Source organism: Phyllobacterium sp. 0TCS1.6A (genome assembly GCF_026420825.1).
Lineage (GTDB): Bacteria > Pseudomonadota > Alphaproteobacteria > Rhizobiales > Rhizobiaceae > Phyllobacterium.
This window is the reverse complement of sequence record NZ_JAPMAB010000008.1, coordinates 219,755-239,359: the sequence shown is the minus strand read 5'-3', so window position 1 is coordinate 239,359 and position 19,605 is coordinate 219,755. Positions and strand designations below refer to the sequence as shown.

Annotated in this window: 19 protein-coding genes and 1 tRNA gene; 13 read left to right on the top strand and 7 right to left on the bottom strand. The window is 63.1% G+C overall.

What is annotated here, in order from left to right:
- Positions 1 to 69: 69 nt before the first annotated feature.
- Together OSJ75_RS17710 and OSJ75_RS17705 are read left to right on the top strand one after the other, a co-directional pair.
- Complete coding sequence (locus tag OSJ75_RS17710; protein WP_250020221.1) at positions 70 to 1,002, top strand: sulfite exporter TauE/SafE family protein; 933 nt, start codon at positions 70 to 72, stop codon at positions 1,000 to 1,002.
- A complete protein-coding gene (locus tag OSJ75_RS17705) occupies positions 999 to 1,787 on the top strand; it encodes a TIGR02186 family protein (protein WP_250020222.1) in 789 nt (262 codons plus the stop codon). The genes OSJ75_RS17710 and OSJ75_RS17705 overlap by 4 nt, the downstream gene beginning before the upstream one ends.
- Here the strand turns inward: OSJ75_RS17705 and OSJ75_RS17700 are convergent.
- Together OSJ75_RS17700 and OSJ75_RS17695 are read right to left on the bottom strand one after the other, a co-directional pair.
- The gene (locus OSJ75_RS17700) at positions 1,784 to 2,698 is read right to left on the bottom strand and encodes a class I SAM-dependent DNA methyltransferase (protein ID WP_267228940.1); all 915 of its coding nucleotides are present in this window, start codon (positions 2,696 to 2,698) and stop codon (positions 1,784 to 1,786) included. The two genes, OSJ75_RS17705 and OSJ75_RS17700, sit on opposite strands and share 4 nt — an antisense overlap.
- Positions 2,699 to 2,703: 5 nt before the next feature.
- The gene (locus tag OSJ75_RS17695; RefSeq protein WP_267228939.1) at positions 2,704 to 3,750 is read right to left on the bottom strand and encodes a hypothetical protein; all 1,047 of its coding nucleotides are present in this window, start codon (positions 3,748 to 3,750) and stop codon (positions 2,704 to 2,706) included.
- A 622-nt stretch (positions 3,751 to 4,372) separates the two neighbouring features.
- On the opposite strand from OSJ75_RS17695, the gene OSJ75_RS17690 reads away from it, so the two are divergent.
- Positions 4,373 to 5,335, top strand: coding sequence for an NAD(P)H-dependent flavin oxidoreductase (locus tag OSJ75_RS17690; protein WP_267228938.1), 963 nt, complete (start codon positions 4,373 to 4,375; stop codon positions 5,333 to 5,335).
- Between the two features lie 100 nt (positions 5,336 to 5,435).
- Positions 5,436 to 5,511: transfer RNA gene (locus tag OSJ75_RS17685), tRNA-Thr, on the top strand.
- Positions 5,512 to 5,532: 21 nt separating this feature from the next.
- Here the strand turns inward: OSJ75_RS17685 and OSJ75_RS17680 are convergent.
- Positions 5,533 to 6,726 carry a Fic family protein gene (locus tag OSJ75_RS17680; RefSeq protein ID WP_267228937.1) on the bottom strand — a complete coding sequence of 398 codons (1,194 nt, stop codon included), beginning with the start codon at positions 6,724 to 6,726 and terminating at the stop codon, positions 5,533 to 5,535.
- Between the two features lie 364 nt (positions 6,727 to 7,090).
- Between OSJ75_RS17680 and OSJ75_RS17675 the strand changes: the two genes are divergently transcribed.
- From OSJ75_RS17675 to OSJ75_RS17635, 9 genes are all read left to right on the top strand, one after another.
- Positions 7,091 to 7,219, top strand: coding sequence for a hypothetical protein (locus OSJ75_RS17675; protein ID WP_256473331.1), 129 nt, complete (start codon positions 7,091 to 7,093; stop codon positions 7,217 to 7,219).
- A 2-nt stretch (positions 7,220 to 7,221) separates the two neighbouring features.
- Positions 7,222 to 7,494: a hypothetical protein gene (locus OSJ75_RS17670; RefSeq protein ID WP_250020227.1), complete on the top strand. Its 273-nt coding sequence runs from the start codon at positions 7,222 to 7,224 to the stop codon at positions 7,492 to 7,494.
- Positions 7,495 to 7,853: 359 nt separating this feature from the next.
- Positions 7,854 to 8,351, top strand: coding sequence for an RNA polymerase sigma factor (locus OSJ75_RS17665; protein ID WP_267228936.1), 498 nt, complete (start codon positions 7,854 to 7,856; stop codon positions 8,349 to 8,351).
- A gap of 29 nt (positions 8,352 to 8,380) precedes the next feature.
- Positions 8,381 to 9,334: a FecR family protein gene (locus tag OSJ75_RS17660; protein ID WP_267228935.1), complete on the top strand. Its 954-nt coding sequence runs from the start codon at positions 8,381 to 8,383 to the stop codon at positions 9,332 to 9,334.
- A 118-nt stretch (positions 9,335 to 9,452) separates the two neighbouring features.
- Complete coding sequence (locus tag OSJ75_RS17655) at positions 9,453 to 11,912, top strand: TonB-dependent siderophore receptor (RefSeq protein ID WP_267228934.1); 2,460 nt, start codon at positions 9,453 to 9,455, stop codon at positions 11,910 to 11,912.
- A 7-nt stretch (positions 11,913 to 11,919) separates the two neighbouring features.
- Complete coding sequence (locus OSJ75_RS17650) at positions 11,920 to 12,822, top strand: ABC transporter substrate-binding protein (RefSeq protein WP_267228933.1); 903 nt, start codon at positions 11,920 to 11,922, stop codon at positions 12,820 to 12,822.
- A gap of 10 nt (positions 12,823 to 12,832) precedes the next feature.
- Entirely contained in the window at positions 12,833 to 14,824 is a 1,992-nt protein-coding gene (fhuB, locus tag OSJ75_RS17645; protein ID WP_267228932.1) for a Fe(3+)-hydroxamate ABC transporter permease FhuB, read from the top strand.
- Positions 14,821 to 15,534: a siderophore-iron reductase FhuF gene (gene fhuF / locus OSJ75_RS17640; RefSeq protein ID WP_267228931.1), complete on the top strand. Its 714-nt coding sequence runs from the start codon at positions 14,821 to 14,823 to the stop codon at positions 15,532 to 15,534. Before fhuB ends, fhuF begins: the two co-directional genes overlap by 4 nt.
- Before the next feature lie 402 nt (positions 15,535 to 15,936).
- Entirely contained in the window at positions 15,937 to 16,659 is a 723-nt protein-coding gene (locus OSJ75_RS17635) for a Crp/Fnr family transcriptional regulator (RefSeq protein ID WP_250020234.1), read from the top strand.
- A 93-nt stretch (positions 16,660 to 16,752) separates the two neighbouring features.
- Here the strand turns inward: OSJ75_RS17635 and OSJ75_RS17630 are convergent, their stop codons facing one another.
- The 4 genes from OSJ75_RS17630 to OSJ75_RS17615 all read right to left on the bottom strand — a co-directional run bounded on the left by OSJ75_RS17630 (position 16,753) and on the right by OSJ75_RS17615 (position 19,457).
- Positions 16,753 to 16,995 carry a DUF6894 family protein gene (locus tag OSJ75_RS17630; RefSeq protein ID WP_250020235.1) on the bottom strand — a complete coding sequence of 81 codons (243 nt, stop codon included), beginning with the start codon at positions 16,993 to 16,995 and terminating at the stop codon, positions 16,753 to 16,755.
- Positions 16,996 to 17,050: 55 nt separating this feature from the next.
- Positions 17,051 to 17,347 carry a DUF6990 domain-containing protein gene (locus tag OSJ75_RS17625; RefSeq protein ID WP_267228930.1) on the bottom strand — a complete coding sequence of 99 codons (297 nt, stop codon included), beginning with the start codon at positions 17,345 to 17,347 and terminating at the stop codon, positions 17,051 to 17,053.
- A 57-nt stretch (positions 17,348 to 17,404) separates the two neighbouring features.
- On the bottom strand, positions 17,405 to 18,178 hold the full coding sequence (locus OSJ75_RS17620) for a hypothetical protein (protein ID WP_267228929.1): 774 nt from the start codon (positions 18,176 to 18,178) through the stop codon (positions 17,405 to 17,407).
- Between the two features lie 373 nt (positions 18,179 to 18,551).
- Positions 18,552 to 19,457 (bottom strand): hypothetical protein, encoded by a 906-nt coding sequence (locus tag OSJ75_RS17615; protein WP_267228928.1) that lies wholly within the window; start codon positions 19,455 to 19,457, stop codon positions 18,552 to 18,554.
- Between the last annotated feature and the right edge of the window lie 148 nt (positions 19,458 to 19,605).

Here is a 19,605-nt window from a genome sequence, read left to right as displayed (position 1 = left end):
AGGGCAAGAAACCTTAAAGAATTGCTGTCATCCTCCGCTGCGGGACGGCAATGAGAATTGGGGTTTCCCTTGGGTATCTACCTGCCTATAGCCGAGATTTCGGTCAACATCTTTGTGCTCTTCGGCATGGGTGCTGCGGTGGGCTTCCTGTCGGGCATGTTCGGCGTCGGCGGCGGCTTCCTGATCACGCCGCTGCTCATCTTCTACAACATCCCGCCGGCGGTTGCCGTCGCCACCGGCGCCAACCAGGTCATCGCCTCGTCCTTCAGCGGCGCCCTCACCCATTTCAAGCGCGGCACGCTCGACGTCAAGCTCGGCACGCTGCTGGTGATAGGCGGCGTCGTCGGCGCTGCCATCGGCATCTATGTCTTCGTGCTGCTGCGCGAGCTCGGCCAGCTCGATCTCATCGTCTCGCTGCTCTACGTCGTCTTCCTCAGCACGATCGGCGGCCTGATGCTCTATGAGAGCGTGCAGGCGATGCGCCGGACCCGGGCGGGGCAGCTCGCCACGCTGAAGCGGCCCGGCCAGCACAATTGGGTGCACCGCCTGCCCTTCAAGATGCGGTTCCGCGCCTCGAAGATCTATGTCAGCATCATTCCGATCCTCGTGCTCGGCGGCGCCATCGGCTTCCTCTCCTCGATCATGGGCGTCGGCGGCGGCTTCATCATGGTGCCGGCCATGATCTACCTGTTGAAGATGCCGACCAACGTCGTCGTCGGCACCTCTTCCTACCAGATCGTCTTCGTCACCGCCTTCACCACGGTGATGCAGGCGACGACGAACCAGTCGATCGATATCGTGCTGGCCTTCCTCCTCATGTCCGGCGGCGTGATCGGCGCGCAATATGGCGCCCGTATCGGCCAGAAGTTGCGCGGCGAGCAATTGCGCGCGCTGCTGGCGCTGCTCGTTCTTGCCGTCGGCCTGCGTCTCGCCATAGAACTCTTCGTCACACCCGACGATCTTTATTCGGTCGGGCTGGCGGTGGTCACGGGGGCGCAATGATCAGGGCCGCCCTCTCGACGCTGACGCTTCTCGCAAGCCTCTCCATCGCCGCGGCCCAGCAGCTGCCCGGCAACAAGGAGACGGTGGAGATCGGCCTTTCGACCGACACGATCGCCATCACCTCCGGGTTCCGCGGCACCGATCTCACCGTGTTCGGCGCGCTGGACAATGCCGATCCGCTGATCCAGAGGCAGGGCCGCTACGATGTCGTGGTGGTGCTGGAAGGGCCGCAGCGCAGTTTCGTCGTGCGCCGCAAGGACCGCTATCTCGGCATCTGGATCAATGCGGAATCCGTCGCGTTCCAGAACATTCCCGCCTCCTATTCGCTCGCTTCGACCCGCAGCCTGCAGGATATCGCGGTGCCGAAAGTGTTCCAGCAGCTCGGGATCGGCGTCTACAACATGTATTACGAGCCGATGCCGGACGGTTTCGATTCCAGCCAGTCGCTGAAGGAATTCACCGCGGAACTGCCGCGGCTGAAGCTGAAGCAGCGGCTCTATACGCAGCGTATCGGCGATGTGCAGTTTCTCTCGGCGACGCTTTTCCGCGCCACGCTGTCGCTGCCGGCAAATGTGCCGGTCGGCAAGCACGTGGCCCGCGCCTTCCTCTTCCGCAATGGCGAATTCCTGCGTGAAAGCTCCACCAGCCTGAACATCCTGAAGGCCGGCCTCGAATTCCGCATCTATCGCGCCGCCAACCAGTACAGCCTGCTTTACGGCCTCTTTGCCGTCTTCCTCGCCGTCATTACCGGCTGGATGGGCCGCCTGATCTTCCGCAAGGACTAGGGCTTCGGCCGCGCGACGACGATCAGGCCCTGCAGATATTCGCCCCGGTCGAGGCGGATCGGCTCGGTGGCGATGCTTACCGGCTCCATCGCATACCGGCCGAGCAGGTCCCTGACATGCGCTTCGGAATGCGCGTAGCGCAGCGATTCCTGCAGCAGCATGTCGTCGCTGCCGTCATGGCGCTCGACCGAGAATGCGAACAGGCCGCCGCGCTCCAGTATGGCGGCGATCGTGGCAAACGAGGCGGCGAGATCGCCGACATAGACGAAAACGTCGGCGGCCACGACGAGATCGACACTGTCGGCGGGCATTTCGAAGAGATTGACGTCTTCCTTGAGCAATTCGTCGTAAAGCTCTTTTTCGGCCGCCTGCCGCAGCATCGCCTCGGACAGGTCCATGCCGACCAGCCTCTCCGCCTGCGGCCTCAGATGCGGCGCCATGAGGCCGGTGCCACAGCCGATGTCCAGCACCGATGCGTAGCGCCGGCCCGGCGCCGCCGCCTCGATGGAAGCGGCCAGCAATTCCGGCACCCGGTATTCCAGCCGGTCCAGCAGCATGTTCTCGAAGGTCGGCGCATAGGCGTCGAACAGGGTCTCGACATAGGCCGGCGGCGGGGTCGGCGGCGCTTCGCCATGGCCGGCGGCCGCAAGCTTCAGCGCCGCGCCGAACCGGTCATCGGGGTCCTGCGCCAGCACCTCGCGCCAGATATCCGCCGCGGCATCGCTGTCGCCGGCGGCCTCGAACATTTCCGCCAGCCGGAACAGGCCGGCCGTCCAGTCCGGGACGATCTCCAGCGCCTGGCGCATGAGGTCCGCCGCGGCCGCGTGGTCGCCGGCCTCCGCCAGCATTTCAGCATAGGAAGCCCGGCGATCCGCTATGAGATCGCCGGAAGAAAGAAAAGCGCGTGTCACGATGTTCAGTTCATGATCTGGAGGCGGATAGCCAATATATCGACGCTCTTGCCCGCGCCGGATATGTCGGAATTGATCTTGATCGCGCCGGTGCCATTGCCGGAGCCGGCCGGCAGTTCCACCTGCACCAGATATTCCGAGGTCGCATCCGAGACGTCATAGCGCTTGCGGCCACAATCGCCGGCGCTGCCGAAATCGCAGCTGACGGCCATCTGCGTCGCCGGTCCGCCGGTCTTCGCCAATATGTCGAACACCGCCTTTTTGCCCGCGATCTGCTGCAGGACGCCGGGGCCGACCGCGAAGCTGATTTCATCCGCTTCGCCGGGTGACTTCACGCGCAGGAATTTCTGCGCCTGGTCGCCGGCAATGCTCGCAGTCGCCCGGCCGGAAACCGATACCTGCGACGTGTCTGCCGGCCCGAATATCTCGATCCAGGTGCCTTCAGGCGGCAATTGTCCCTCTTTCAGCGGCTCATGGCTGCCGCTGGCCGGCGGATTGCTGGCGGCGGTGGTCGAAGGCTTGACCGCGATGAGGCCGGAGGCCACATACCACAGCCCGCCAAGCGCCACGGCCAGCAGCGCCGCGACGATCAGGAACTTGCGGAGACCGCCGACCCTGCTGCCTTCCGATTGCCGGTGCTTGCGCCTCGAACGATAGTCCGGGCGGTAATTGTCCGCTGTCGTCGCACGGCCCGCCGGCAGATCAGGCGTGCCGAGCAGCGCCTCGTCCTCGCCGAGAACCGGCTCCCGCCGCTCGCCGCGCGGGGCATCGGCGAATGCCGGCTCCGGGCGCGGCGATTGCGGGCGCGCTGCCGGCTCGACAGTCGGCATGGCAGGCTCCTGGCGCCCGGAAGGCTCTGGCCGCAGAGGAGGCTGTTGCGCTGCGGCTCCGTTCTCGACCCGCGTGATGGTCGCCTTCAGGCGCTCGCGCCGTTCGTTGCGCTGCTGCTCGTCCAGGGCGCCATTGGCGGCGAGCGAGCGCTCATGCGCCGTCCAGGCAGATTCGTAGATCTTCTGCCGCACCGCCGGATTTGCCGCATCGGCCTTGGCCAACGCATTTCTTATTGCCTGCTCAATCGCTTCCAAACCGACGATTTTCCTTCAAATGACCATAGGGCCGCCAAGCGCCCGTTCAGGCCGCGCATCTGATTCACGGCCAGACGATATGTTTTTCCAGCCATACCCTATCTCGTGGCTTATTCAAGACATAAGGGCAAACGGCGCATGTCAGGACCACCGTCGATGACGAGCCGGCGCCCGAAAAATCAGCCTTCCTGCCGGTGGGCCCTTTCATTCGAGTGCTCCTGAACTGACCGAGCACCCGCCTCGGCGAACGGGGGCCAGCGAAAGGACCGGAGAACTTCGCCCGACCATACCGGCCCCGACAAACGTCCCGGCGAACGGGCACGCTCCTCGACCCCGCCCGGCGCCCACGTCGGGCCCCCTGCCAACCCCACGGCCGCGCCTCACTACCACAATCCGCGACCAAAGCCACGGCCACCTCCCGTTCAGCCCCCACGGCCGGCCCCCACGTTCAGCCCCATGTCGGGCCCCCACACGGCCGACCCCATGTCGGGCCCACGGCCTCAAACTCGGGACTTGCTCAATGGGCAAGGCCTGCTAGACTGTTATTACGTTTACGCAAACGTCAAAATAACATTTGGAGGAGCGGCCGATGGCATTGCCGGAAATCTTGAAGAACAATTTGCGGATTCCGGTTGTCGGCGCGCCGCTTTTCATCATTTCCCATCCTCCGCTGGTCATTGCCCAATGCAAGGCGGGCGTCGTCGGCTCGTTTCCGGCGCTGAATGCCCGGCCCGAGGCGCAGCTTGACGAATGGCTGGCCGAGATCACCGAGGCGCTGCGCGACCATGATGCGCGGAACCCCGGCAGCCCGGCCGCGCCCTTTGCGGTGAACCAGATCGTGCACCGCTCCAACAAGCGGCTGGAGCACGATCTGATGATGTGCGTGAAATACAAGGTGCCGATCGTCATTTCGTCGCTCGGCGCGGTGCCGGAGGTGAATGAGGCTATCCATTCCTATGGCGGCATCGTGCTGCACGACGTGATCAACAATCGCCATGCCAATTCGGCCATCCGCAAGGGCGCGGACGGGCTCATCGCCGTCGCTGCCGGCGCGGGCGGGCATGCCGGGCCGCTCTCGCCTTTCGCGCTGGTGCAGGAGATCCGCGAATGGTTCGACGGGCCGCTGCTGCTTTCCGGCGCCATCGCCAGCGGCAGATCCATTCTCGCCGCGAAGGCCATGGGCGCGGACCTCGCCTATATCGGCTCGCCGTTCATCGCCACCGACGAGGCGCGCGCGGTTGAAGGCTACAAGGAGATGATCGTCAATTCGAATGCGGCGGATATCGTCTATTCCAATTATTTCACCGGCATCCACGGCAATTACCTGAAGCCATCCATCGCCCAGGCCGGCATGGACCCGGACCATCTGCCCGAGGCCGACCCGACCAAGATGGATTTCGAATCGGCGACCACCGGCGCCAAGGCCTGGAAGGACATCTGGGGCTGCGGCCAGGGCATCGGCGCGGTAAAGGAAATCACCAGCGCCGGCGCGCTGGTTTCCCGGCTGGAGCGCGAATATCACGAAGCGCGGAAAACTCTCTGCGCAGCCTGATCTCGCCCTTGCATTTGCCCCGCAATGGCTGTATCAGGCCCCCATTCGGGAGGCGACGCCCCGCGCGGACGCCGGCCCCGACCGGAAAGGCAACTTTCCTGCCGCTTTAGCTCAGTTGGTAGAGCACATCATTCGTAATGATGGGGTCGCGTGTTCGAGTCACGCAAGCGGCACCAGTTTTCCTGATATTGCACTGCTCACAGACCTGCCGCATCGTTGAGGATGTCGAGATAGGCGCTATAGGAAAACACGCGGCCGCGTTTACGACCGGTGATTTCCCTGACGATCCCGAGCGATTGAAGCTGCACCAAGGCGGCATTGACCGTCGGCATGGTCAGCGTGGTTTTCTCCACCGCAGCGACGGCCGTCAGGAACGGGCTGGTTCGCATGAGGTCGTGGACCTGCAGGACGGAGGCCGTGCGGTCGGCTTCCGCGACGATGCGCTCGCGATCCTCGGCCAACAGGGTGGCGATCCGGTTGGCGGTGTCGAAGGCCTGGTTGGCGGTTTCGGCAATGCCGTCGAGGAAGAATTCGAGCCAGGCTTCCCAGGCGCCCCGCTCGCGCACCTCCTGCAAGAGACGATAGTAGTCGGCGCGGTGCGTCTTGAAATAAAGCGAAAGATAGAGCAGCGGCTGCCGCAGGACGCCCTCGGCGCAGAGGAAAAGCGTGATCAGCAAACGGCCGAGCCTGCCATTGCCATCCAGAAAGGGATGGATCGTCTCGAACTGCACATGCAGCAGGCCCGCCTTGATGAGCGCCGGGATTTCCGGCGTTTCCGCATGCACGAAGCGCTCCCAGTCGCCGAGGCAGTTCATCACCTCGTTGGGAGGCGGGGGGACGAACATCGCGTTGCCGGGACGGGTGCCGCCGATCCAGTTTTGCGAGGTGCGGAATTCGCCGGGGTTTTGCGTTGCCCCGCGCCCGCTATCGAGCAATTTGCCATGCATCTCCCGGATCAGGCGCAGCGAAATCGGCAGTTCGGCCATGCGTTCAAGGCCGTACATCATCGCATCGACATAGTTGGAGACTTCGCGAACATCGTCCAGCGGCTTGCCGGTCAAAGCCTCGGATTCAAACCGCAGGAGATCGGACAGGGTCGATTGCGTTCCCTCGATCTGCGACGACAGAACCGCTTCCTTGCGCACATACATATAGAGGAAAAGTTCCTTGTTGGGCAGCAGGATGGAAACACCGTCAAGCCGTCCGAGCGCCCGCTCCGCTTCGCTCAAGCGGGTCAGCAGATGGGAAAGACCGACAGGCGGCTCCGGCGGCAGAGGCGGCGGAACGAAGGCTCTCACGCGCTCTCCGGCAACAGCCGTTTCGACAAATCTGCCGAGGCGTCCGTCAAGATTGGACGTATGGGGCACAACTCGGCTCCGAATGTTAATCATCCGGGATTTTAATAGCTGAGTTTGCTAATTAAAGAAACAGCGATTTTGTTTATTAGCGTTGGTCGTTAATTAAATCCGGGATGTCAATGCAGGGCCCTGTGGCTGTTGGTTCCGCCCGGGTTCCTCCCGGCGGAGATTGCGATGCCGGTTTGACTCCACCGGCAATCGGCGTAGTGTGACGGCAGCATCGGGACTACGCTTAGCGGCCGGTGCATGAGAGATGATATGCGCTCCCGCCCAGGTCTATATCGGCAGGAGCAGGCAGGCTCCCCGGATATTTTCCATATTTCGCAACAACAGCACAGGCAGCGCGCTTTCGCGCGGCCGGACATGTGCGCTTCACATCGCCAAGGGAGATCGATCGATGGCCAAGGGTCAGAAACGCAGCAGCAAGGAAATCAGGAAGCCGAAACAGGCCAAGGCGCCGGCGGCCGCCAAGGAAACCGCTTTCAGCGAAACGACCAAGCGGCTCGATATCGCCAAGGGCCGTTGACGATGGCGGCGGGATTGCGGTCGTTCAAGGCCGCGTGCCCGGTCTGCGGCGAGATCGCGGCGCATACGGCTTCGGCAAACCTCATGAGGGTCGTCTGCCTGAATTGCGGCCGGTTCCAGCTTTCGGATGCGGCGCTGCAGGCGCTGGTGCGGCTGCCGGCCCATGAGCGCGAATTGATGCTGACGAAGGCACGGCAGGAGGCGCAAGGCGGGGAATCATACCCATCGCTGCGGGCGTTCCGCGGCGCGGCGGCACGGGCAACGCTGCCGACCTGAAGGCTGGAAGCATGGCGGCGGCTGGAGCCGGCGACAGGGCGGCCGGGCAACTGGGGGCAGCCGGAAAAACCGTGGCAGACGGCATGTATCATTGTAGCAAACCGGTAACACTTGTTCACAAACATTTCGCTGCCACCGGCAGCCATCGATAGCCCGTTCGCGGCGCATTTTCAGGCGAAGGGCATGATTCTGCACGCAAAACATGATAAAGCGCCACAAGTTTCAGCCGATCCGGACCAAGCTGCTGATTTCATTTTAGAATATTCCTAAATCTTAGCGATTGCGCCTCAATATTCGAGCACGTACACGATTTCCAGAGACCAACTGCTGCCGGAGAGGCAGCCATTAACGGCCGCCGCATGAACGCTCATACATTGCAGATAACCGAGCTTTACGAAGTCGAGCACAGCCGGCTGCGTTCCTTCGTGCGGCGGCTGATCGGCAATCCGGTCATGGCGGAGGATCTCGTCCAGCAGGCCTTTGCCAATATATTGGCGAAGCACGGCCAGGCCGGCACGATGAGCGCGGCCTATGCCCGGAAGGCGGTCCGCAATCTGGCGCTCAATCATCTGCGCGATGCGCGCCGCAGGGCCGAGATCGAGGTGCCCGGCGTCGAATTCGACCAGATCGCCGATGCGGCCCCGTCGCCGGAACTCGTCACGCTGTATCGCGACGAGCTGCGCCGCCTGCTCGAGGCGATCCTGCGCCTGCCCGTTCGCCGCCGCGAAGCCTTCGTGCTGAACCGGATCGAGGGGCTTTCCTACGACGAGATCGCCGCGCAGATGAATATTTCGCGCAATACGGTGATCTCGCATGTGGTTGCCGCGATGCTGGAGCTCGACCGCCAGCTGAGTTGAGATTTGCATTGGTCGGAGACGCCGGACCGATGCGACGGAATTCCAGGGAGCAGATGCAGGAAGTCGATACCGATCCCGTTTTCAGGCAGGCGCTGGAGTGGTTCCTTCTCGTCAGGGATGAGAAGGCCTCCGATGAAGATCGCGCCGCGCTGGAAACATGGCTTCTGGCCGACCCGGCGCATGGCCTCGCCTATGCGCGCGCCAGGCGGCTGTGGGATCGCTTCGATCTGGTCAAGCCGGAATATGAGCGCCTGAGCCGCTCCGGGCGTATCGGCCGCCGCAGCCTGCTGCTCGGCGGGCTTGTCGCTCTTGTCGGCGCGCCTTCGCTCTATGTGGTCGCCCGTCCCGAGTTTTCGGCCGATTACAGCACCGGCATTGCCGAGCGCCGCACGTTCACGCTGCCCGATGGCAGCACGGCCGAGCTTGGCAGCCATTCGGCCGCTTCGCTGCAATTCACGGAGGGGGAGCGCCGGCTGGTGCTGCATCGCGGCGAGGGCTTCTTCCGCGTGGCGGCGGAGGCGCGGCGGCCCTTCCTGGTGGAAGCGGCGGCGGGGACGACGCGGGCGCTCGGAACCCAGTTCGACGTGAAGCTGAGCGACGCCGAGGTCACCGTGGCGGTACTCGAACATTCGGTTGCGGTCGAGACGCCGACAGCCGCGCCGGTCGTGGTCCGGGAAGGCTGGCAGATCAGCTATGGCGAGGATGGGCCGCGGCCGCCCGCCCGCGTCGATGCGACTGGCGTCAAGGCCTGGCGGCAGGACCGCATCATCTTCGAGGACGTCCCCTTGCGGCGCGTGCTCGTGGAATTGCAGCGCTACCGTCATGGCAGGATCATGCTGATGGACAATGGCATCGGCGCGACGCCGGTGACGGCGATCTTCGAGACCGCGCACGCGGAAAAGGCGCTGCAGACGATCGCGGAAACGCTGCCCGTGCGCATCGTCAACGCCACGGCCTATCTGACCTTCGTCTATGCCCGCTAGCAGTATGCGGCAAAATAATTTGCCTGCGCGCTCATTGGTTCGGCGTTGTCGGGTGTCTAACACCATGAGGACCAGAAAAACACGGTGCCTCGCGACAGCAACAGGACGGGGTGAATTCATGCGGGGCGGAAGAAGATCGGGACCAGAAGCCGGGGACCTGGCGCAGCAAAATCCGGCAGGACCGCTGCTGAAACCGGCATTGGCCGCTGTTCTCACCATCGCGGCGGCGATGACGACGCCGGCCGCGCTGGCCCAGCAACCGGTTTCCCAGGAAGCCGCGACGCAGCGACGGGCCTCGTTCAATATCGCGCCGCAACCGCTTTCCTCCGCGCTGGTGGCGTTTTCGCAGGCGACGCAGATGCAGCTGTTTTTCAACGCAAACCTCGCGCGCGGCAAGAATTCGCCCGGCGCACGCGGCCCGCTGACCAACAGCGAAGCTGTGCGGAAGATCCTCGCCGGTTCCGGCCTCACCTATCGCATCAGCGGCGGCACGGTGACGATCGTCGATCAAGGCGCCGCCGTGATCACGGGCAGCACCTCGGCCGATGGCTCGATCGCCCTCGAACAGATCAATATCAGCGGCGAGAATGCCTGGGGCCCGGTGCAGGGCTATGTGGCGAAGCGCAGCGCCAGCGGCACCAAGACCGACACGCCGCTCATCGAGACGCCGCAATCGGTTTCCATAGTCACCGCCGACCAGATCAAGACCACCAAGCCGGCATCCATGGCCGATGCCCTGTCCTATACGCCCGGCATCGTCAGCCAGTCGCCGGCCTTCTCGCGCATGGTCGACGATTTCATGGTGCGCGGCTTCAATGTCGCCACCGGCGATCTCGGCATGCTGCGCGACGGCATGAAACTGCAGACCAATGTCTATGACGGCGCGCAGGAGCCCTATGGGCTGGAGCGGGTGGAAGTCCTGCGCGGCGCCTCGTCCATGCTTTACGGCCAGCTCGGCCCCGGCGGCGTCGTCAATGCCATCAGCAAGCGGCCGACCGCCGAGCCGCTGCACGAGGTCAATGTCGAATATGGCAGCTATGACCGCAAGCAGGTTTCGGCGGATTTCGGCGGCCCGCTCACCGAGGACGGCGCATGGTCGTACCGGCTGACGGGATTGCTGCGCGATGCGGACAATTGGGTCGACGACGTGCCGGACGACCGCCGCTATATCGCGCCGGCGCTGAAATGGAGTCCGGACGATGCAACCTCGCTGACCCTGCTCGGCAGCTACCAGCAGATACGCACCCGATTTGCCCCGCCTTTGCCGTATGACGTCGTCAGGTCGGAGCGGATACCGCGCGACATGTTCGTGGGCCAGCACGGCTATGACCGCTATGACAGCGACATGTTCACGCTCGGATACCTGTTCGAGCACGAGTTCGACAACGGGTTGAAGCTGCGCAACAATGCGCGCTATTTCCGCGCGGACGTGCAGTGGGACTATCTCACCGTCACCGGCCTCAGCGGCGATACGCTGCGGCGCGGCCTGTGGAACCGCACCGAGAAATCCACCGGCTTCACCACCGATACGTCGCTGCAATACGAGTTCGACACCGGTCCGGCCGAACATACGGTACTCGGCGGTATCGATTATTACCGCGGCACCTATGAATCGCATCGATTTGCCGGGGCGGTGGGGCCGCTCGATCTTTCCGACCCCGTCTATGACGCGACGCCCATCGTCAACTTTGCCAGCGATCGCGGCTGGTACCAGTCGAGCAAGCAGATCGGCGTCTATCTGCAGGACCAGATCAAGATCGACAAATGGGTGCTGCTGCTCGGCGGCCGCTATGACTGGAGCGACAGCGGCGTGACGAGCTACCGTTCGGGCGTGGTATCGAACCGGAAGGACGAAGCCTTCACCGGCCGCGCCGGGCTGGTCTATCTCTTCGACAATGGCCTCGCGCCCTATGCGAGCGTCAGCCAGTCCTTCGCGCCGACGACAGGTCCGGACGGGCTCTATGGCATGTTCGAGCCATCGAAGGGCACCCAGTACGAAGTGGGGCTGCGCTATCAGCCGCCCGGCAGCAATTTCCTGCTCAGCGCCGCGATCTATGATCTTACCCAGACCAATGTCGTCACTTCCGCCGATGGCGGCATCACTTTCGAGCAGATCGGCGAGGTCCGCTCCCGTGGCTTCGAACTGGAAGCCAAGGCCGAATTCGGCAATCTGAACCTGATCGGCAGCTATGCCTATACGGATGCGCGTTCGGTCAAGGGCAGCCAGACGATCCCGGCCGGCGAGCGCGTGGCGCTGGTGCCCTACCATACGGTCTCGCTATGGGCGGACTATGCGCTGGACGATGTCGGCCTGAAGGGCGCGAAGATCGGCGCCGGCGCCCGCTATCTGAGTTCGGCCAATGTTCCGGATTTCGACAAGGATGTGCCGGGGCGCGTGCTGGTGGACGCGATGGTGAGCTATGATTTCGGCGCCATCGACAAGAAATACGAAGGCACCACGCTCTCCGTCAATGCGCGCAATCTTTTCGACAAGAAATACTATACCTGCGTCGATTCCGGCGGCTGCCGCTATGGCGAACCGCTGACGGTGACGGCGAGCCTGGGCTATCGCTGGTAGCGCAGGGATGACGCTGACGCGGCGCGCATTCATGGGCGGCCTGATGGCCGTCCCTCTTCTTGCGGAACTTGCCGCCAAGGCACATTCCGCCACCATTGCGCGCCGCATCGTCACCCTCGATCTTTTGCCGACGGAGCTTCTGCTCACGCTTGGTTTCAGCCCCATTGCCGTCGCCAATCTTCCGCTTTACCGCAAGCTGGTCGCCGTTCCGTCGCTACCGCCGGAAGTCGTCGATATCGGCCCGCTGCTCGAGCCCAATCTTGAATATCTGCAACATTTGAAGCCGGACCTGATCATGCTGGCCGATTGGCAGATCCTCGGCCAGGACAATCTCGCCCGTATCGCACCGCTCGCCCCGATAAGCACCGTATCCCGCGACAGGCCCGCGGTGGAGCATCTCCAGGACCTGTTGCTGCAGGTCGGCGCCATGGTCGGCAAGGGGGATGAAGCCCGGATGTGGAACGCGCGCGCCGATGACGTTCTTGCGGCCGCACGCCGGAGCCTGGCCGCCCGCAAGCAACGCCCGGTCTATGTCATCCGGCTGGTCGAGGACGGGCGCCACGCCGCGATATTCGGCGGCAATGGCATGATCGGCGACGTCCTGCGCCGGCTCGGCCTGGACAATGCCTTCGATGGCAAGGTCAACGCATCCGGCGTCACCACCATCGGCATCGAACGACTTGCCGCCGTGCCGGAAGCGCAGATCGTGCATTTCCATCGCGGCGAGGAAACCGGGCGGGCGCTGCAGCGGCTGCGGCTGAGCCCGTTCTGGAACGCGCTGCAGCCGGTGCGGCAAAACCGCGTCATTGCCATGCCGGTGATCTACCCCAATGGCGGCATTCATTCGGCGATACGACTGGCCAGCCAGCTCGAGGCCGCCCTTGCCCCGGATGCGAACCGGCATGGATAGGCGAACCGGCATGGATAGGGGGGCCGGCATGGATGGGGTTTCGCATTCCCTTCGCCCGGCGGCGCTCGTCCTGCTGCTGTCCGCCGTTGCGCTCGCGCTGGCCGCGCGCAATTTCCAGGTGGTGCTGCCGGCGGGCGATTGGTGGAATGCCGTGCTGCACCCGTCCGAAGCCGACATGCGCCAGTTGATGCTGCATTACAGCCTGTTGCCGCGGCTTTGCGCCAGCCTGCTCTGCGGTGCCGCGCTTGGCCTTGCCGGCGTGCTGTTCCAGCAGGTGCTGCGCAATCCGCTGGCGGAGCCCGGCACGCTCGGCGTCTTTGCCGGCGCGAAGCTCGCTCTCGCCGCCGCCACATTGTGGATGCCGGGGCTGCTGGTGCTGGGCCAGGATACGGTCGGCTTTCTTGGCGGCAGCCTGGCCGTTCTGCTGGTGCTGGCGCTGACATGGAAGCGCGACCTGTCGCCGCTGCTGGTCATTCTTTCCGGCCTTGTCGTTTCGCTCTACCTCGATGCGATCAGCAAGACGCTCGTTCTGGTCCATTTCGACGCCTTGAGCGATCTGTTCAAATGGCAGGCGGGATCGCTCAGCCAGAACAGCTGGATCATGGTGGCCGGCCTGTTGCCGCGCCTCGGTATCGCGGCCATCATTGCCTTGTGCATGCTGCGTCCGCTGGCGCTGCTCGACCTCGACGACGACGGCGCCCGCAGCGTCGGCCTGTCGCTGACGGCGGCGCGCGCGCTTGCAATCGCCGTTGCCGTGGTGCTCAGCGCCTTCGTCGCCGGATCGGTGGGCGTCATCGGCTTCATCGGTCTCGCCGGCCCGGCCATAGCGCGGTATGCCGGGGCCCGCCGTTTGGGCGAAAGGCTCGTCTGGGGGCCGCTGATCGCCGCGGCGCTGCTGACCCTCGCCGACCAGCTCGTCCAGATCGTCGCCGGCGGCGCCGACCTTCCCACCGGCAGCGTCACGGCCCTCATCGGCGCGCCGCTGCTGTTGTGGCTGATCCGCAAGGTGCGGGCGGCGGGTCCTGTCGTCACGCGGCCGAGGGTTGCCCTGCGGCAATCGGCTCGGCCATGGCGCCTGACGGTCATGCTGTTGGCGTTGCTTCTGCTCGTCCTGTGGCTGACGCTCTCGCTCGGCCGCGTCGAGGCCGGCTGGACCTGGGCGCTGGGCGACGAGTTTCACCTTCTCATGCAATGGCGGCTGCCGCGCGTTGCCGCGGCGGCGGCAGCGGGTCTGATGCTCTCCATGGCCGGCGTCCTGTTGCAGCGGGTGACCGGCAATGCCATGGCGAGCCCGGAGCTGCTCGGCATATCCGCCGGCACCGCCCTGGTGATGATCGTTTCCGTCCTGCTCCTGCCCGGCGCCGACCGCGCCGCGATGATGCTCCCCGCCAGTCTCGGTGCATTCGCAACGCTGCTGCTGATGCTGTGGCTCGGCCGCCGCTCGTCATTCGCGCCGGAACACATGCTGCTGGCCGGCATCGCGCTGACGACAATCCTTGGCGCGGTCATATCCGTGCTCATGTTCAGCGGCGATCCGCGCATCGTCACGGTCCTCGGCTGGCTCGCCGGTTCGACCTATTCCGTCACCGGCCGCGATGCCGCGCTGGTCTGTTCGATCGCGCTGATGATGATCATCTTCGTGCCGTTGACCGGACGCTGGCTCTCGATCCTGCCGCTGGGCGTTGCCACCAGCAGCGCTCTCGGCGTGACCGTGCGCCGGACACGGCTGGTGCTGCTGGCGCTGACGGCGATCATGACCGCGGCATCGACGCTGCTCGTCGGCCCGCTCAGCTTCATCGGCCTGATGGCGCCGCACATGGCCCGCATGCTCGGGCTGAACCGGCCAATGGCGCAGCTCTGCGCCGCCGGCCTTCTTGGCGCCATCCTGATGGTATTCGCCGACTGGCTCGGCCGGATGGTCGCCTTCCCCTGGCAGATCCCGGCGGGCATCGTCGCCACCTGCCTCGGCGGGACCTATTTCATCTGGCTGATACGGAAATGAGTTCCACGCTCGCACGGATTTTCACCGGAGATCTCGCCATTGTCGGCGGCATGCTGGCGCAGGCGGATGATCCGCGCGAAACCATCGCCGGCACGGACCTGCTCGACGCGGATGTGCTCGGCGCCCTCATCGCGCGCTTTGCCCGCAACTATGCCGAGCCGGAAAGGCGCGCCGTGGCCTCCCAATGGTCGAAATGGCATTTCTCCACGCTGCTGACGCCTTTCCTCGCCGCCAGCCTCGTCGCCAATCACCGGATGCCGACTGCCCTGGCCGATCTCGACATCGTGCTGTCGCCCGATGGGCGCACTGCCGCACTCAGGCTTCGGCACGAAGGAGACGCCATTGGCCCTTCCCATGCCTTCGACCGCTTTGAGCCGCTTTTGACGGATCATCTCGAGCCGGTCATCGCGGCACTGGCCGCCGCGAGCGGCATTGCGCCGCGCGTGCTGTGGAGCAATGCCGGCAATATAATCGAGCAGGTCCTGCAACGGCTGAAAGCCGCGCTCGGGCCCGATCACCCCGCCATCGCCCAGATGGTTGAACTGCTCGATACGCGCAAATGGCGCGATGGCCGGCCAAACCGGCTGTTCGAGCCGGTGCGCTACCGGAAAATCGGTGCCGACCTCAAGCGGCAGCGGCGCGTCTGCTGCATCCGCTACCTCATCCCCAGCCTCGATTATTGCAAGACATGCCCGCTCGACCGGCCCTGACCAGGGCCAGGCTGCGCAGCCCGTCTTTCCCGGCCTTTCCTGCATCTGTGCGCTGGCGTCCAGTGCGAGGCGGCTGCCTGCCGGATTGCGATCCCGCAATGCGCCGTCGAAGGCAGCTGCCGGCAGAGCCGCGGCCAACTGGCGGCGGTAATCGCCGCTCTCGTCAAGCAGGGCGGACTGGTGTTTTCAAATGAAAAATGGACAAATCCGCAGATTGGACTAGGGTTGAGACAGCGGGCTGGATGGCTCGGCGTTTTTCCCGGTCTCGCCTCGTTCCACCCTTGAGACCGGTTGAAGGTCAAAACCGTACAAAGCATAGCGTGGCCTGGTTTTTTCCGTCATACCACGGCCTTGAGCAGCATGGACTGCCAAGGGACGGGCTCCAGCCCGACTGGAGCACAAATGACCATAATCGATCCCTCGGCGGTGCAGAATTACCTGCTGAGGAAGCTGCCAATCGAAGCATTTCACTTTCTCTCTCCCGTGATGAAGATCGTCGATCTTCCACTGAAGCGCGTTCTCGTGGAAACCAACCAGCCGAACAGCCATGTCTTCTTCATCGAGCAGGGACTGGCTTCCGTCGTCGCCTCGACGGGCGATGACGAATCCATCGAAGTCGGCCATGTCGGTTATGAAGGCGTGTCCGGCGCCCATATCGTCCTCAGGGCGGACCGGACGCCGAACCGCACTTTCATGCAGGTCGAGGGGATCGGCGTTTCGGTGCCCGTGGTCGAGCTGGAACAGATGTTCGAGCGCTTCAACATGGCGCGCGAACTGTTCCTGAAATATGTGCATACGGCCGAGCTGCAATTGGCGCATTCGGCGCTCGCCAATGCGCGCTACAACATGCAGGAGCGGCTGGCGCGCTGGCTCCTGATGTGCCATGACCGCCTGCGCGTCAACGATTTGGCGCTGACGCATGAATTTCTCGCGCTGATGCTGGGCGTGCGCCGCTCGGGAGTTACCAATGAGATCCACGTGCTTGAAGGCATGCACGCCATCAAGGCCACGCGCGGAAACATCCGCATCGTCGATCGCTCCCGGCTCGAGGAGATCGCCGGCGGCTGCTATGGCGTTCCGGAACGAGAATATGAACGGCTGATCGGCAACCCGTTCCTGCGCTAGGGCGCTCAGTGCAATCTGCGATCTCTTGGCCCCGGAAGGGTGCTCGAACCGCTTCGATGCCGCCGGTACGCGGCTCATGATCGAGACCGGCCGCTAGCCGTCCCGGGGCCGGATCGTATCCTTGAACAGGACCGTCCGCAGCAGATTGCCGGCTTCGTCGCAGATTTCAACCCGGCCGCCGGAGACATCATGCCCGCGCAATATGGCGCTGCTCATGAGGAGCCGCGCGTCCTTGATAGCCTCGGCTTCGGCGGCGTCCAGCGATGGGAGTTCGGTTCCATCGCCATCGAACACGCCCTCCTCGCCGGTAAAGAGTTTGAAGATATATCTCGGCATATGGCGCATCCGTTGACGGGTCAGCCAATAGCATAGAGCAGTTGCCGCCTTTGATTCAATCACCGGGGTCGGGGGAAGGCGCCGGGTGCTCAAGGGGAGCGGGGCCGTTCAGGCGGAATTGCACGGATGGATGCCTGTCCGCACATGAAGGCTCTTGCCCGATCTGCTTGTTTTGCTCGGCAATCTGAAGCGCACGATCAATCATTTGTTTTGAGATATAAGGAACGAAGCCAAGACGCTCCCCGCGTTCGAATGCGTCCTGATGGAATTTGAGCCGGCCGGCATCGCCAGCGAGCGCCAATGCCCCGAGGTGCTCGCAGGCAAGGGCTATTTCCGATCGCTTTCGTACCATCACCTTCCCTATTCGGCGGTCCTCGCCGCGGCTTGAACCACGACGCCCGGGCCCAGCCTATGGGCGCCATTCCTGGGTGTAGGGCATGAAGTCGAAGCGGCCGTCCTTCTCCAGCAGCACATGTTCGCAGTAGCGGTCGATGGCTTCGGCGGGGTCGGCAAGGATGCGCATGTTCTCCACATCGCCGTCGTGCACATGGTAGATCACGCCATCCTGAATGTGGTTCTTGACGAAGAACGCATCGCCCTGTTTGCCGGCCGTGCCCGGCGCATAGAGAAACATCCTGAAATTGATCCAAGGCGTGAGCTTTCCGGGGTGGCGGATGCCCGGAATCCGCTCCTCCAGCCACGGCAGATATTTCTTCTTGTAGCCGCGGAACCGTTCGAGATACGTCTCCCAAACTTGCCACGAAATTGTTGGATAGGGCAGCATGCGACCGCCAATGCCAATGACACAGCTATCCGGAATGATCATGCCATCAAAACGGTGGTAATAGGCTTCGCTTATCGATGGCGGCACACTCAGTTGCCGACTCTCCCCGTGCATTCTGGCCGTTTCAGCATAACGCGGGTCAGATGGATTTCCGCCCCAGTGTTCTCTTTCAATCACGACCACCTTGCCCTTGATCACCAGGCCCATGGCCACGAGGAAACCCATGGGCCTGACGCCGTCCTCGAGCGGCATGCTATCCCCAGTAGCACGCACGAAGAGTTCGTCACCATGCATCAGGATGGCGCCGGTGCGTGGCTGATGTTTGCATGTCAGCTCAAACAGCCATTCCTTGCCAAGCTCGAGCGGCGTTAAATAGTCATCCACGTAATCAACACGCATGGCGTGCCGGACGGTGCGAGGGATATCCGAGGCCCTCGTCCAATGGCCGATTACCCGATTGTAGTCGGGACCTGGGGTGAGGAATTCTCTCCTCGTCACAGACGCACATTCTATGGATGCGTATTTCATTCCAAGCCCTTGCGCATTCTGTTGATCCTTTTCTGAAGATATTCTCGTATGTCTATTTGCTGATCACGAACCAAACCTTGTAGTCCGGATCCAGCAGCTGCTTTTTATGCTCTCATTCCGGCCTTCGTTCGATGAAGCCGGTAGGGATTTACTCGCAGGCAAGGGCTATTTCCGATCGCTTTCGTACCATCTTCCCTATTCGGCGGCCCTCGCCGCGGCTTGAACCACGACGCCCGGGCCCAGCCTATGGGCGCCATTCCTGGGTGTAGGGCATGAAGTCGAAGCGGCCTTCCTTCTCCAGCAGCACATGTTCGCAGTAGCGATCGATGGCTTCGGCGGGGTCGGCAAGGATGCGCATGTTCTCCACATCGCCGTCGTGCACATGGTAGATCACGCCATCCTGAATGTGGTTCTTGACGAAGAACGCATCGCCCTCCTTGCCGGCCGTGCCCGGCGCATAGAGAAACATCCTGAAATTGATCCAGGGCGTGAGCTTTCCGGGGTGGCGGATGCCCGGAATCCGCTCCTCAAGCCATGGCAGATATTTCTTCTTGTAGCCGCGGAATCGTTCGAGATACGTCTCCCAAACTTGCCATGAAATTGTTGGATAGGGCAGCATGCGACCGCCAATGCCAATGGTACAGTACTTGGGGATGATCATGCCATCAAAACGGTGGTAATAGGCTTCGCTTATCGATGGTGGCACACTCAGTTGCCGACTCTCCCCGTGCATTCTGGCCGTTTCAGCATAACGCGGGTCGGATGGATTTCCGCCCCAGCGTCCTCGTTTGATCACGACGACCTTACCCTTGATCTCCAGGCCCATGGCCAGGAGGAAACCCATGGGCCTGACGCCGTCCTCGAGGGGCATGCTATCCCCAGTAGCACGCACGAAGAGTTCGCCACCGTTCATCAGTATGGCGCCGGTGCGCGGCTGATGTTTGCATGTCAGCTCAAACAGCCATTCCTTGCCAAGCTCGAGCGGCGAAAAATAGTCAGGCACACCGAGATAGATGCGCATGGCGTGCCGGACAGTGCGAGGGATCTGCGAAGCACTCGTCCATTTACCTAAGATGTTCGTATCTTCGGGATCATAGCTTAAAAACTCCGCCCTACTCACGGATGCACAATCTATGGAGGCGTATTTCATTCCAAGCCTCTGTGCATTCTGTTGATCCTTTCCTGAAGATGTTCTCGCATGTCTTTTTGCTGATCCCGAAGCCAAACCTTGTAGTCCGGATCCAGCAGCTGCTTTTTATGCTCTCATTCCGGCCTTCGTTCGATGAAGCCGGTAGGGA